A 14,037-nucleotide genomic window follows, 5' to 3' on the forward strand; every position below is an offset into this window, starting at 1 on the left:
TGTGACTGGTCTTAAATTTTTTTAATCACAGATTTAGGCTTCATCAATCTTGAAAATTCAAGGCTTTGAGTACTTTTGTTTTCAAAGCAATAAATTCAGAACTTTCACGATGACGATTGTGAGGAAGGTCAATGTCGATGATTTCCTTCAAAATCGCTGGGCGTGGTGTCATTGCAAAAACGCGGTCAGCCAGATAAACGGCTTCTTCCACATCATGAGTAACCATCACCGTTGTCAGTTTTCTCTCCTGCCAAATCTTAATCAGCTCATCATGAATGCGCATCCGAGTAAAGGCATCAAGGGCACCAAATGGCTCATCAAGAAGCAAGACTTTAGGATAATTTATCAGTGTTCGTGCAAGAGAAACACGTTGTTGCATCCCACCAGAAAGCTCATAAGGATAAGATTTTTCAAATCCTTTTAACCCAACAAGTTCAATAAATTGCTGAATTTCAGCTTTTTTATTTTTGACTTTATTATTGATTTTCAGTCCAAAAGCGACATTGTCTTCAACGGTCAACCAAGGATAAAGATTGGCTTCCTGAAACACGAAGCCTCGTTCGCGACTTGGTGCAGTTACAATTTCATCGTCCAGCAAAATTCCGCCTGTAGTTGGTAATTCGAGTCCTGCAATCATGCGCAAAAGTGTTGATTTACCACATCCAGAAGGGCCAATTAAAGCGATAAATTCTCCTGGTTTAATCGTTGCGGATACTTGATGGACAGCTTCCACTTCTGAAGCATTTTCAGAGCGCGGAGGAAATATTTTTTGAATACTATTAAGATTTATTTTGCCTGTTTCTACCATTTGATAACTCCTTCCTGCCATTTCAAGATATGATTACGTACTTTAAAAAGTAAGGTGATGATGATTGAAAAACTAATCGCAATGACAATCAATCCAGCATAAACATTGGCAAAAGCCATGACTTGTCGTTGCCAGTTGATGTACCAACCAATCCCGTATTTTACACCAATCATTTCAGCTGTCATCAGAGTTAAAAATGAAGCACAAACACCATTAAATATACCGACAAAAATACTTGGAGAAGCCGCAGGAATAGCCACACGGAAAATTTTCTGAGCATTGCTTGCGCCCATCGTATCTGCCACTTCAAAATAAGATTTTTTAACATTTGAAATCCCAGAATTTGTCAAGACAGTCACAGGAAACCAGACAGATAAAGCAATGATAAACACAGAAGCTTCAAAACTTGTTGCAAAAGCAGAGAGGGCAATCGGAATCAGAGCAGTAGAAGGGATAGGACCAAAGAATTTTACAATCGGGTCAATCCAATAATTCCACTGTGTCCACCAACCAATCAGTACACCTGTGATTAAACCTGTCACAATGCCTAAAATCAATCCAGAAAAAAGTAATCCTCCAGAATAACCCAGGCAAAGTAGGAGAAAATTCCAATTTGTAATCAAAACATTCAAAATTTTGGCTGGATCAGGGAAAAAGACAGGTTGCAAAAATGCTGTTTGCAAAGTTGCATAGTTATAAAGAGCGAGTGCCAAATAAGCAGCTCCGATAAAATAAGATTTATAAGCAAAGTTTTTGAATTTTCCTAAAAAACTATAAAAAGTCGCAAGTAGCAAAGTGATCACAAGAGAAAACCAGAGTAAATCTGTGTACCATGGCAAAGGTTTGGTGAAATTTGCATTTGCTTTAGGCAAAAAGAGTTGTAAAGCAAGGCTAATCGCAATCGCCAAACTTGCGAAATAAGTTCTAAAAATAGGATAATCAAGTTTTTTTCTAACTATTCCTAGACCTTTAGTTTGCTGAGAAAGTTTTTCACTATTTATCATAAGAACTCCTTTATTTTACATTTGTAAGTTTTAAGAGGGAATTTTTAGCAAGAGCTGGAACATTGATGTCTTTACTCAAAGCACCAGTTTTTTGCAAATCCTTAGCAACTGTCTTAAAAGCAGAAGCACCATCTTTATAACTTGCTTTCCAGTGATACATATCAAGTGCCTTTAAATTGACATCTTGTGTTCCTGCAACATAATGCTGCTCAATTTGAATTTTTACAGCTTCTTCTTGATGTTTAGACACCCAAGCGGCAGCTTTTTGGAGCGCACGAGTATACTTTTTAGCAATCTCAGGGTGCTCTTTTGCGAGTTTATCTGAAACATAAGCAACACAGCAGATTTCAGTGTTAAAAGGAGCAGTGCTTGATGAGCTGGCAAGAACTTTAAAGTTATCTTTTTGCTCAAGAATCTGTGTTTCAGGGTCATATTCGGCAATTGCTGCAACTTGTCCTTTTTGCAAAGCAATCGGAAGTTCAGAGCCATCATAAGCGATAAAATTCACATCTGATTTATTACCATTAACATTGAGACCATTTTGTGTCAGATAAGTACGAGCAAAATTCGCATCATCACCAGCGACAGAAGAAACACCGATAGATTTTCCTTTTAAGTCTTGCGCATTTTTAATCGGTGAATTTTGGGGAACAAGAATAGAGAGACAGCCAGTGTGCAGACCAGTTGTGATTTTAAATTGTGCACCGTTGGATAAAGGTTGAACGACACTAGGGAGTAGTGAAACACCGGCATCAATTTTTCCTGATTCAATCGCTTCGATATTTGTCGTAGAAGCAGAAAGTTTGGAAACAGTGTATTTTAACCCTTCGTCTTTAAAAAATCCTTTGGCAGCAGCAATTTCTTCAGGCGCATCACAGAGAACATTGGCATCAGAAAGTTTTAAGACGTAGCTATCTTTTTTACTACTTGATGCGACACTTTTCTTGTTGTGTGCAACTGCAAAGACAATGATGACAAGAAGAAAGAGGGCAACGATGAGCGCTAAGAGATATTTTGTTTTATTTTTCATCTTTTTAGTCCACACCTTTTAGTTTGAGTAAAGTGTTTTTGCTGAGTGCTTTGACGTCAATATCTTTGGCAAGTCCACCTGTTTTTTGTAAACTTGTAGCAACTTGGCTAAAGGCAGTTTTTGCTCCAGAATAAGAAGCTTCCCATTTGTATGTTTTTAATGCTTCTAAGTTAGCAGCTTTATCACCTGCGACATAATGATGTTTCGTTTGGATATCAACGGTTTCAGCTTGATGCTTTGCAACCCAATCGGCGGCTTTTTGTAGGGCAATAGTGTATTTTTGCGCGATAGCTGGATGATTTTTAGCTAAGCTATTAGAAACATAAGCGACACAGCAATATTCTGTATTAAAAGGTGCAGTTTGAGCGGAACTTGCAAGAACATTAAAACCATACTTTTTAGCAGCAATTTGCGTATCAGGGTCTTCAATCGCAATCGCATCGACCTGTCCTTTTTCTAAAACAAGAGGAAGTTCAGGTGCATCGTACGCGAGAAGTTGGACATCAGGCTGGTTGCCATAGACTTTTAAACCAGCATTTGTCAGATAACGTTTAACGAAAGTTGCAGGAGAACCGGCGACTGTTTCAACACCGATTTTTAAGCCTTTCAAGTCTTTGGCAGAGTGAATTTTTGAATTTTTATTGGTTAAGATGGAGATACAGCCAGTGTGCAAACCTGTTGTGATTTTGATGGGTGCACCGTTGGCAATAGGGGCAACGGTACTTGCTAAGAGTGAATTGGACGCGTCGATTTTACCAGCGGTAACAGCGTCTAAACCTGTTGTGCTTTGAGTAAGACGAACTGTTTTAACTTTTAATCCTTCGGCTTTAAAATAGCCTTTTTCAATAGCAATTTGTTGAGGGGCTTGACATCCCCCTGTTTCATCAGCGAGTTTCAAGACAAAATTTTTGTCGTTGTGAGCTGCACCAGCTTTCTTGGTTGTTGTCGAATGGATAACAAAAATACCAGCAAGGATAATAACGACTGCTAAAAGGCTTAATGTGATTTTTACTTGTTTTTTCATAATATTTACTCCAATAAATAATAATAACGAAATGTGAGAAAAATAATGATGTTTTTATTTTTCATACATTTTCACGATAAAAAGTGTTTTTAAATAAGCTCATTTGAAAATGAACTTATTTAGAATGTGATTAGAAAAATTTTTTAAATCTTATCTAATGCTTGAGAGAGGTCAGCAATCAAGTCATCAATATCTTCAATGCCGACAGACAGTCGTATTGTGGCTTGGTTGATGCCAGCGGCTGTGAGTTCTTCGTCGTTGAGTTGTTGGTGAGTGGTTGATGCTGGGTGAATGGCGAGTGATTTGGTATCGCCGACATTTGCCAAGAGGGAGAAGATGTCGAGATGATCAATCAAAGCGCGTGCTTTTTGAGCTGAATTTTCTTTTAGCTCAAAGGTGAAGATTGAACCAGCTCCTTTCGGATAATATTTTGTGTAAAGACTATGATAGTCGTTGTTTTCGAGGAGAGGATGATGAACGACGGCAACTTTTGGATGTTTGTCGAGAAACTCTACAACAGCTTTTGCATTGGCAACATGACGCTCTACACGAAGTGAAAGTGTTTCAAGTCCTTGGACAAAGAGCCAAGAATGAAATGGTGACAATGTGGCACCAGTATCGCGGAGCAAAATCGCACGAATGCGTGTTACAAAAGCAACAGCACCAAGGTCTGCAAAGACGATATTATTGTAAGAAGCATCAGGAGTTGTAAAGTCAGGGAAATTGCCATTTGCCCAATCAAAGTTTCCTCCATCTACGATGACACCGCCAATAGAAGTGCCATGTCCACCGATGAATTTTGTGGCTGAGTGAACGATGATATTTGCTCCGTGTTCAAAAGGTTTGAAAGTAACTGGTGTGGTAAAAGTAGCATCAACAATGACGGGAATACCATGTTTTTTTGCGATTTCGCCAACTGCATCATAGTCAATGACATTATTTCCAGGATTTCCTAAAGTTTCGTAATAGATAGCTTTTGTTTTGTCATTGATTGCTGCTTCAAAGTTAGCCGGATTGTCAGGATTGACGAATGTTGTTGTAATGCCGTATTTTGGAAGTGTGCCTGCAAAGAGATGATAAGTACCGCCATAGAGTGTGCTTGCTGAGACGATATTTTCTCCTGCTTGAGCGACATTTAAAATCGCATAAGTAATAGCTGCTGAGCCAGAACCAACACCAAGAGCAGCGCTACCACCTTCAAGAGCTGCTATACGTGCTTCAAACACATCGTTGGTTGGATTGCCAAGTCGTGAATAAATCGCACCTGGGTCAGTCAAGGCAAAACGTCCTTCGGCTTGTTCACTGTCTTTGAAGACAAAAGAACTGGTTTGATAGATAGGTAAAGCACGTGAGCCTGTTGTTGGGTCTGGAACTTGTCCTGCATGGACTTGTAATGTGTCAAATTTATAATTATTTTCTGTCATGATGTACTCTCCTTAGATTTTGTTATGATTTTTAAGTTGTTAAGGAAAGTCACATTCGTTGATTGTTCGTGAGTGATTTTTGTTGTGTCATCTAATTTTCTCCTTGGAAAAAAGTATATAAAAAAATTTCAAAGAAATTCTATAACTTAATTATAGATTCTTTGAAATCTTTTGACTATTAAAATTTTTTATCATGCTCTTTGACTTTTATAAAGTAACGGTAAATGTGGTGCCTTTTCCAAGGACACTGACTACTTCAATGCGTCCACCAAGCTCTCGGACGTTCTTTTTGACAATAGCAAGTCCAAGTCCGGTACCTGCCACTTGACTGCGGCTTTCGTCCACACGGTAGAAACGGTCGAAAATGCGGGATTTCTGAATTTCTGTGAGTCCGGTACCATTATCTGCTACGTCAAAGATAATTTTTTTGTCGTTATGATAGAGACTGACGAGGATTTTTCCTGAGTTTGGTGTGTACTTGATGGCATTTTCTATAAGGTTTTCAAAAATACTATGAAGCATTTGTTCATTTGATTTTAGAGATATATTGGTAACTTGGTTATTGACTGTGAGATTTTTTTCTCTAATTTGTGGGCTGGAATTTTGCAGGATGGTGTTAATGAGCTGTGCGAGATTAACATTTTTCTTTTCGATACGGCGGTTTTGTCTGGTGAGAAGAAGAGTATCTTGGACAAGTGCCATGAGACGTGTGCTTTCTTTATGAATAATCTTGGCAAAGTTGTGTGCATCTTCTGGAGAATCAACACCATTTTCTAGGAGTTCGGCAAAGCCAGTGATTGAAGTGAGTGGTGTTTTGAACTCGTGGGAAACGTTGGCGATAAAGTCATTGTGGGCTTCAAGTGTTTGGCGGTAGCGCGTGACATCCATCATTGTGACGATGAAACGATTATCCAAATCAGGCAGAGGGACAATCCGGACTTGGTAATAAGCGTTAAGTCCTTCAAAATGAAACAATTTTTCTTGGATATCAGGATGGAGGATTTTGTCAACTAAAAATGTCAGAAAATCAGCATAAGGACTGAAAATATCAAGATTATTTGTATCGGCAAAATCGTTTTTAAAACTTGCATTTGCTCGACGAATACTGCCTTTGCCGTTATAGACGAAAATCGGGAACTGGAACCACTCAATAAACTCGTAGAGATTTTCTTTTTTGTCTGTTTGGGAGAGAATTTGCTGCTGGATGCGCTCGCCAAGCTGGTTGAGGGCAATAGTAATCCGGTCGTCGTCTTCGCCAATCAGGTAACTTTGAGTCATTGGACTGCGTTCTATATTTTTAATCTTGGCAATCGTATTTTGTGAAAAGCTGGCTGCTTTTCTGGCGCGATTGACGGTGATAAAAGCAGCTGCAAAGTAGATGAGTAGGGCAAAAATGATGACCATGACATTGATAAATACTGGGGAAGTTCGTTCTTCAGAAATCCGTAAATAGCCGTTGAGCTGAGCGTTTGTGTAGATGGGACTGGTAATTTCAATCCTATCAGTTGTGAGTTGGCGCGAATAAGGGGCGCCATCAGCGATTTTTTTTGTGTCGCTGTCTGTTGTCGTTTTTGATAAAATCTGGAAATTGTGTGGTAAGGCTGTGTTTGGATGTTTTTCTTTGAAAAGTTCCAATGTGTTTGTCGTGTTGAGAATGCGTTGAGTGTCTGCGTTGAGCAGATTTTGATTGAGCAAAAGAACCAGAGCGAGCGTTAGGAGCGCATAAATTAGAGTTATGATTCCAATGTTTTTAAGTTTCATCTTTTTCAAAATAATATCCAAAGCCTCGTTTTGTTTTGATGTAATGATTATCTAATTTTTTTCTAATTTTGGAAATGAGAACATCAATCGTTCGGGTTTCTGTTGCATCGGATATTCCCCAAAAATGCTGGAGAAGTTCTTCGCGACTGATGATTTTTCCTTGATTTTCGACTAATAATTCTAGGATTTCAAATTCACGTTTGGTTAGTTTTAGAAAATGATTGTCAAATGTGACTGTTTTTTTGACGAAATCAATTTCTAGCCTGTCTGTTTTGATAAATGTGAGTTTTTCATTTTTGACAGAACTGTCAAAAATTTCTGTGGGACTGTTATAGGTTTGATTGCGCCGAATGAGAGCATTTACTCTGACAATAATTTCTTTCATTGGCGTTGATTTGTCGAGATATTCATCAGAACCTGCTGACAGACCTGTCAATTTCATCTCATCGTCATCGCGCGCAGTCAATATCAAAATCGGTGTAAAATTTCCTTTTTTGCGCAATATTTCGGTGACTTCAATCCCATCATACTCTGGCATCATCAAATCAAGTAAAATGAGGTCAAGTGCGTTTTTCTTGGCAATATCAAGCGCTTGCTTGCCGTCATGAGCTGTCAGCACCTCGAAATCATTTTGCCTAAAATTAAATGAGAGGAGAGTTAAAATTGAGCGGTCATCGTCCGCAATCAAAATCTTTTTCATATGATATATTATAACAAAAAACTGTAAATTGCGTGCAATTACTTATCTTGTAAGCCTTAATATTTTTGACAGAACTGTCAAAACAGAAAATTTATATTTTTGATATAATAAAGAAAGGTAAAAACTCAATGTACGGACAGGAAAAAAATGGAAATCGAAAAAACAAACCGCATGAACACTTTGTTTGAGTTTTATGCAACGCTGCTCACGGATAAACAGATGAACTATATCGAACTTTATTATGCTGATGATTACAGCCTTGCAGAGATTGCTGAGCAGTTTGATATCAGTCGTCAAGCAGTCTATGACAATATTCGCCGCACGGAAAAAGTCCTCGAGGGCTACGAAGAAAAGTTGCATCTTTATAGTAATTATGTCGTCAGAAATCAGCTGATTGACCAACTTTTAAAAGAATATGCAACTGATGAAAAACTCGTCAAAAGTTTGCAGAAAATTCAAGAAATTGATGAAGAAGAATTTTGACAGAACTGTCAAAAAGTTTTGCGAGTTATTTTAATTTTTGACAGCTCTGTCAAAAAATATGTTATAATAAATGTTCAGGCAATAGTCGAAAACGGGGGCGTTACGGATTCGACAGGCATTGTCGCGCATGAACGGCAACTGCTGCTGACATCAGGATAATCTGTCGCAGAAATATAACTGCAAAAAATAATACACAAACTTACGCATTCGCTGCCTAAACACCAGCCTGCGTGCCAGATTTTTGTTCGCTGATGACAATTTGACGGCCTAAACTTCAGTCAGATACGATTTTGCGTCGTCTTAGCGTAAAATAAGAGATTTATGAGAATCGCAAATTTTCTTTCTTTGAGACTAACTTTGAAAATTTGTTAAATTCAAGAAAGTCCTATAGTTGTAGATGTTGATGTAGCAAGGTGTTTGGACAGGGGTTCAACTCCCCTCGCCTCCATAAATGAGTTCTTATAGAACTAGATAGTATGAAAAATCGCTCTGTTGAGCGGTTTTTGTTTTTTAAAAACAGTTAAACATAGATAAAAACATAAAACAGTCAGACCCAAAAGCAGACCCAAAAATAATAAAAAAACTGACTAAAATGGTCAGTTAAAAATTAATATATGCTGAGAATTTATCGCCTATATCATCTTTGGCGAATTGTGTAATATGTGTATATATGTTCATCGTAGTTTTTAAATCTGCGTGTCCTAAACGATATTGTACTTGTTTTAAACTCATACCAGATTCAAACAATAGGCTTGCATGGGTATGTCGAAATGCGTGAATACGTATTGGCTCAATTTTTTTATCTTTAGTTATTTCTAAAAGCCACTTTCTTGGTTTAGCTGGTGAAAGCATACCTCCCGTATCTGCTTCAAATATACGTATAGAATTTGGATAAGTTTTATGCAGCTCATCAAGGATTTGACAAGTCTTTTTATCAAGGCTCAATAAACGATTTGAATTAGCTTTAGGCGGAAGTGTTTCATAACCTACTGGCGAATGAGAGATAGCCTTATTTATGTCCAGTGTTGATTTCCTATAATCACTCCATTCAAGGGCAAGTAATTCCCCTTTGCGAATACCAGTAAAAGCCAACACTCGGAATAAGGCTATTTTTTTAATATCATTTGTCTGCTCAACTAGTTTCATGAATTCTATTAGTTCATCTGTATCATAAAAGTCCTTTTTTTCTTCAACTTTCTTTTTTATCTTTTGAGAGGTAACAGGAGCTGCAGGATTGGCTTGTATATATCCTAAAAGAGTAGCGTGATTAAATACCTTACGAACCATACCGAAGAGCTTACGTGCAAATTTGATCTTATTTGATAAGTCATTTCTATAGTCCTGTAATTCCATAGGAGTAAAATCTGAAAGCTTTGTACTTCCTAAGGCGGGTAAAACGTGTTTTTCAAATGCACGAGTTGTTTTGTAGTAGGTACTATTTTGGACTTCTTTTTCGTAAACTAGCAACCATTCATTATAAAGTTCTTGAAAAGTCATAGAGCTCTTCGGAGTAGGATTATTCACTTCCTTTTGCAGTTGTATGAGGGAAGATCTTGCTGAAGCTTTGGTAGTAAAACCTGAGCGCTTTATATATTTGTCTTTCCCATTTTCTCTGCCTATATAAAATCTAAATTTATAAGCAGTATTACCATTTTTCTTTTTATATGCTTTTATTTCCATAGTTTTCACTCTTCTCTATAATTAAAATCGCCCACCTATTTAGGCTTGGCGTTTTTTTGTTTATAGTAATTGATATTTTTATTACTCCAAGTTTGGATATTTTTTAAGGTCTAGCATATTGATTACCACGTTCAGCGCGCGTGTTACCAGCACTATCTGCTTCAGCTTGTGTCATATAGGCATAATTACCTGGATTTTTAACTTCTGAATAATATTTGTTACTATCACTTACATAAACCATTCCAGGAGCGGCAACCGTCCAGCCATCAGCCGTCGTTGTTACATCAGTATTTGCTACAGAGTTATCTGAAGATTGTGTACTTGCACTACTAGGAGGAGTAGAAGAACTTGGTTTAGGTTGTTCTTGTGTAGTAGGACCTATTTCAGTTCCACTATTGTAGTCTATTGTTATACCTTCGGCATCATTAATTACAATAATTTCAGTATTTAATATCCCATCGGAAGACTTTTCATCAACAATAGAACCACGAGGAATTGTTTCAGCACCGCTGTAAAGTGGTGTAGTCTCATAATCAATAGTTTCGGAAGTATCTGGATGGTTAGACCAGTAATTTTCTGCTAACTCTTCGGCAGCACGCATTCCGCCATTTTGATTAGCTCCAACATTTTGACTACGTGTTCCTGTTGTGAAATTATATTCAGAAGTATAAGAGTATTGTCCTAATAAACTATCCGCAATTGAATGGCTACGATTATAAAGATAACCGTGATAAGTACGTTGAGTTAATGAAAAAGTAATTGCTACTTTAGGATTACTTGCTGGCCATGCTGGTGGGTCAAGTGGCTCTCCTTGACGTGAACCTTTAGACGATTGATACTCAGCATAAGTAAGGACAGCGCGAGCAGTTCCAGAACGCCCCTGACCATCTGCAGAAAAATTATAATCTCCAGCATTCATTGTATCAAATCCAGAGACATTAGCTGAACCATTATTCCAATAGTAATTTTGATTTGGTCCAGCTGATTTAGAGTTTGTATAGTTTATTAGCTTTGCTAAAATACCACTTGAATCAGGGGTTGAATTTGACTGTGAGCTAGAAGAAGAACTAGGCTTACTTTTAGATATGATAGTTGAACTACTACTTGATGATGATTTTGTAACTTTTGAACTGCTAGATTTAGAGATGTTTGAACTATTAGAACTATTAGAACTATTAGAACTTATAGAATAGGCTGGATCACTTTTAGTATCATTATTATTTGAATTACTAAACGCAGAAACATATCCTCCAAAACCGATAAGAGCAACAAGTGCAAAAGATATGATAGCAACTATCCAGCGTTTTTGCTGAGTTTTGCGATATTTAATGATTGAGTGATAAATACCATACAAACAAAAGAATGGGAAAAAGATAATAACTAATACCCAAAACCACCATTTTTTAATTAAATTTTTATTTTTCATAAGTTTATTCCTTTTAGTCTTTAACGAGGTTCAAAATTTACTCGTAGTTTTTAGAACGGGAACTCGACAAAGTCCCATGCTTGCAGTAAGCCGTTTTCAAGAAAAGTAGAATTTGCCCCACAATTTGGACAGTATCTGGCATCACCCTCTAAAGCTATAGTACAAGCTTTGGTTTGAGTAAATGTTCCGTCGTTTAATTTTTGTATTCCCGTGCATCTATTAATAATTTGTTTACCACAAATTTGGCAATAATTATCATGTAAATATTCATTTTTACAATTTGGGCAAGCTTCTGTTAAACGTCCTACTGAGTCAGTTTTCAATTTTGGATATATCATTGTTGTCTTCTTTCTATCTCTAAATTTTATAAAGTTATCGAAGTCTGGTTTAAAAAAAGAATTTTCTCCACATATTTTACAAAAATCACAATTATTGTTTTGAATAGTTAAACATTTACTACATATTTTGTTTGATAAATCTTTATCTATAAAATCCTTAAAGTTTTTAACTAGTTCATGGGATTCAAAAATTATACTAGTATTTTGTAATCTACTTTCCAATGTTTCTATTATACTGTTAGAAACAGGTTCAGATATATCAAAAATTTTTTCTAGGTGTTCATCGTCATTTTTAGACCATGCTTTTGTATATAAGTCAACAAGAGGGATAGGTGCTAAAAGGCGTTTTGCAAAATAATTAGCTTCCATTTCTAAATATGTATGAGTCGATTTGCTTAACCCTCTGTGTGAAAGTATTTCCTCGCTAGTTTTAGCATGATGTTTTAAAAGAAAATGACCAAGCTCGTGAGCTAATGTAAAGCGGATTGTTGGGCGATAAGTTTTTGTATCATTGTAAAGCAGTATATATGTATCATCACTTCTTTTCCATAAACATCCGTCTTCTGAATCTGTAAAATGGATGACTTCGCTCATAGATAAATTTCTTCTTTTTGCAAAACTTGAGTAAGTGACGACATGCAATCCAGATTTTTTGTACAATTTTAAAAGTTTTTTGATATTAATAGGGAGGGAAGAAATTCCAGACTTGTTAACGACCTCATAAGCTAATTCTTGCGCATAAGCAAAATTAGCTTTTTTATACTCTTCATCAAAAATCTTCGGTATCATCCTCGTCAAGTTCTCCATTGTCTATATCAGTAAAAGTTAAATCCATAATTTTAAGTAAGCGACGCTGATCTGCTCGAGATAAGTTTTTTGCTCTTCGTTGGAGGGTGGAAAATTCAGGAGTTTGATTTTTTCCATCATCCCCACGTCCTAGAAGTGAATCTACTGTCACTCCGAAGTAATCAGCAACTTTAGTTAATACTTCAGAAGATGGCGATGATTTAGCATTTTTCATATTATAAAAATAATTTTCACTAAAACCTAACTTTAAAGCCAAATCTTTCAAGCCTATTTTCTGCTTATCTGATAAAGTTTTTATTCTTTCAAAAGTAGTCATATCAAGCCTTTCATGGGATGACAAAGATGGCGGTACTTTTTTTAGTAGTTTATTGTTGACAAAAAGAACTAAATTTAGTACAATTATCTTTGTAAATAGTTAGCCTACAAATTAGGCGTTATACTCAACAAAACAATAAAACTCTCCGCCAAGAATGTTTTATAGTGCTATTGTCGGGTGTTTTCTTCATACACTTATGGTACTAAATATAGTAATTTATGTCAAGAATAAGCTAATTTATAAGCTAACTTTTATACATTAATATAGAAAGGACAAAATATGCCGGAATTTAACTCAGGTATTGAAAAAATCAAAGCACGTATGAAGGAAGAGAATATTCTTGCAATTGACTTAGCAACAACTTATGGAATTAAGCCAAGTGATATGTCAGATATTTTAAATGGTAAAGACACATCACCTCGTGCCGCAAAAGTCATTGTGAAGATTATCCGTGATTTAACAATTAGATAGAAAGGACATAGTATGTCAGAAAAACAAGAATTAGTATTTACAGAAAACGGTCAGGCTTTAGCTTCAAGTAAAAAAGTTGCAGATAGCTTTGATAAGCAACATAAAGATGTACTTGAAATTATTGACAATCTCGTGGCGGAAAAATCCGCCGCCAAATTCTTTGCTGAAACAACTTATAAGAATCGTGGGAAAGAATATCGGATGTATGTAATGACACGAGATGGGTTCACATTATTAGCTATGGGATTTAACGGAAAGAAAGCTTTGGATTTCAAAATCAAGTATATTGAAGCCTTTAATAAAATGGAACAAACATTAACCGTTGGAATTCAAGCACCTCAGACAATGAAAGAGGCCTTACAACTTGCCCTTGTCCAACAAGAACAGATTGAATCGCTTCAACTTGAAAGCTCAGTACAAAAGCAGCAAATCGCAGAACTTCAACCAAAAGCTAGTTATTATGATTGGGTATTGCAAACAAAAGATTTAGTATCTGTGACAATTATTGCTAAACAATATGGTAAATCTGCGCAATGGCTAAACGAATTACTTCATGAATTGAAAATTCAATTTAAGCAAGGGAAAGTTTGGCTACTTTATCAAAAATATGCGGAATCTGGTTATACAAAAACTAATTTTGCGCCTGATGATGCTGCGCATTTACATCCTCATACAAAATGGACCCAAAAAGGAATGTTATTCATTTATGAAACTTTGAAAAAAGAAAACATCTTGCCTTTAGTTGAACATGAAGATGTCGCATAG

At 36.4% G+C, this 14,037-nt stretch carries 14 protein-coding genes and 1 other RNA gene; 4 read left to right on the forward strand and 11 right to left on the reverse strand.

Going from position 1 to position 14,037, the window contains the following annotated elements:
• Window positions 1-43: 43 nt before the first annotated feature.
• From KJS36_RS06305 to KJS36_RS06335, 7 genes are all read right to left on the reverse strand, one after another.
• The gene (locus KJS36_RS06305; RefSeq protein ID WP_213535817.1) at window positions 44-808 is read right to left on the reverse strand and encodes an ABC transporter ATP-binding protein; all 765 of its coding nucleotides are present in this window, start codon (window positions 806-808) and stop codon (window positions 44-46) included.
• On the reverse strand, window positions 802-1,812 hold the full coding sequence (locus KJS36_RS06310; protein ID WP_213535819.1) for an ABC transporter permease: 1,011 nt from the start codon (window positions 1,810-1,812) through the stop codon (window positions 802-804). The genes KJS36_RS06305 and KJS36_RS06310 overlap by 7 nt, the downstream gene beginning before the upstream one ends.
• Window positions 1,813-1,822: 10 nt before the next feature.
• Complete coding sequence (locus KJS36_RS06315) at window positions 1,823-2,842, reverse strand: ABC transporter substrate-binding protein (protein ID WP_213535821.1); 1,020 nt, start codon at window positions 2,840-2,842, stop codon at window positions 1,823-1,825.
• 4 nt (window positions 2,843-2,846) lie between these two features.
• The gene (locus KJS36_RS06320; RefSeq protein ID WP_213535823.1) at window positions 2,847-3,866 is read right to left on the reverse strand and encodes an ABC transporter substrate-binding protein; all 1,020 of its coding nucleotides are present in this window, start codon (window positions 3,864-3,866) and stop codon (window positions 2,847-2,849) included.
• 143 nt (window positions 3,867-4,009) lie between these two features.
• Window positions 4,010-5,290: an O-acetylhomoserine aminocarboxypropyltransferase/cysteine synthase family protein gene (locus KJS36_RS06325; protein ID WP_213535825.1), complete on the reverse strand. Its 1,281-nt coding sequence runs from the start codon at window positions 5,288-5,290 to the stop codon at window positions 4,010-4,012.
• A 207-nt stretch (window positions 5,291-5,497) separates the two neighbouring features.
• Window positions 5,498-7,051, reverse strand: a complete 1,554-nt coding sequence (locus tag KJS36_RS06330) for a sensor histidine kinase (RefSeq protein WP_213535827.1) — start codon at window positions 7,049-7,051, stop codon at window positions 5,498-5,500.
• A complete protein-coding gene (locus KJS36_RS06335; protein ID WP_213535830.1) occupies window positions 7,041-7,751 on the reverse strand; it encodes a response regulator transcription factor in 711 nt (236 codons plus the stop codon). Before KJS36_RS06335 ends, KJS36_RS06330 begins: the two co-directional genes overlap by 11 nt.
• 147 nt (window positions 7,752-7,898) lie before the next feature.
• On the opposite strand from KJS36_RS06335, the gene KJS36_RS06340 reads away from it, so the two are divergent.
• Both KJS36_RS06340 and ssrA read left to right on the forward strand, forming a co-directional pair.
• Complete coding sequence (locus KJS36_RS06340; RefSeq protein WP_213535832.1) at window positions 7,899-8,234, forward strand: putative DNA-binding protein; 336 nt, start codon at window positions 7,899-7,901, stop codon at window positions 8,232-8,234.
• A 93-nt stretch (window positions 8,235-8,327) separates the two neighbouring features.
• Window positions 8,328-8,685: a transfer-messenger RNA gene (gene ssrA, locus KJS36_RS06345) on the forward strand.
• Between the two features lie 149 nt (window positions 8,686-8,834).
• Here the strand turns inward: ssrA and KJS36_RS06350 are convergent.
• The 4 genes from KJS36_RS06350 to KJS36_RS06365 all read right to left on the reverse strand — a co-directional run bounded on the left by KJS36_RS06350 (window position 8,835) and on the right by KJS36_RS06365 (window position 12,801).
• The gene (locus KJS36_RS06350) at window positions 8,835-9,914 is read right to left on the reverse strand and encodes a tyrosine-type recombinase/integrase (RefSeq protein WP_213535834.1); all 1,080 of its coding nucleotides are present in this window, start codon (window positions 9,912-9,914) and stop codon (window positions 8,835-8,837) included.
• Between the two features lie 103 nt (window positions 9,915-10,017).
• On the reverse strand, window positions 10,018-11,340 hold the full coding sequence (locus KJS36_RS06355) for a DNA/RNA non-specific endonuclease (RefSeq protein ID WP_213535836.1): 1,323 nt from the start codon (window positions 11,338-11,340) through the stop codon (window positions 10,018-10,020).
• Window positions 11,341-11,390: 50 nt separating this feature from the next.
• On the reverse strand, window positions 11,391-12,467 hold the full coding sequence (locus tag KJS36_RS06360; protein WP_213535838.1) for an ImmA/IrrE family metallo-endopeptidase: 1,077 nt from the start codon (window positions 12,465-12,467) through the stop codon (window positions 11,391-11,393).
• The gene (locus tag KJS36_RS06365; RefSeq protein WP_213535840.1) at window positions 12,448-12,801 is read right to left on the reverse strand and encodes a helix-turn-helix domain-containing protein; all 354 of its coding nucleotides are present in this window, start codon (window positions 12,799-12,801) and stop codon (window positions 12,448-12,450) included. The genes KJS36_RS06360 and KJS36_RS06365 overlap by 20 nt, the downstream gene beginning before the upstream one ends.
• Before the next feature lie 279 nt (window positions 12,802-13,080).
• Between KJS36_RS06365 and KJS36_RS06370 the strand changes: the two genes are divergently transcribed.
• Window positions 13,081-13,272, forward strand: coding sequence for an XRE family transcriptional regulator (locus KJS36_RS06370; RefSeq protein WP_213535842.1), 192 nt, complete (start codon window positions 13,081-13,083; stop codon window positions 13,270-13,272).
• A gap of 12 nt (window positions 13,273-13,284) precedes the next feature.
• Window positions 13,285-14,037: a Rha family transcriptional regulator gene (locus tag KJS36_RS10830; RefSeq protein ID WP_244842774.1), complete on the forward strand. Its 753-nt coding sequence runs from the start codon at window positions 13,285-13,287 to the stop codon at window positions 14,035-14,037.

Source organism: Lactococcus nasutitermitis, assembly GCF_018403765.1.
Classification (GTDB): domain Bacteria; phylum Bacillota; class Bacilli; order Lactobacillales; family Streptococcaceae; genus Lactococcus; species Lactococcus nasutitermitis.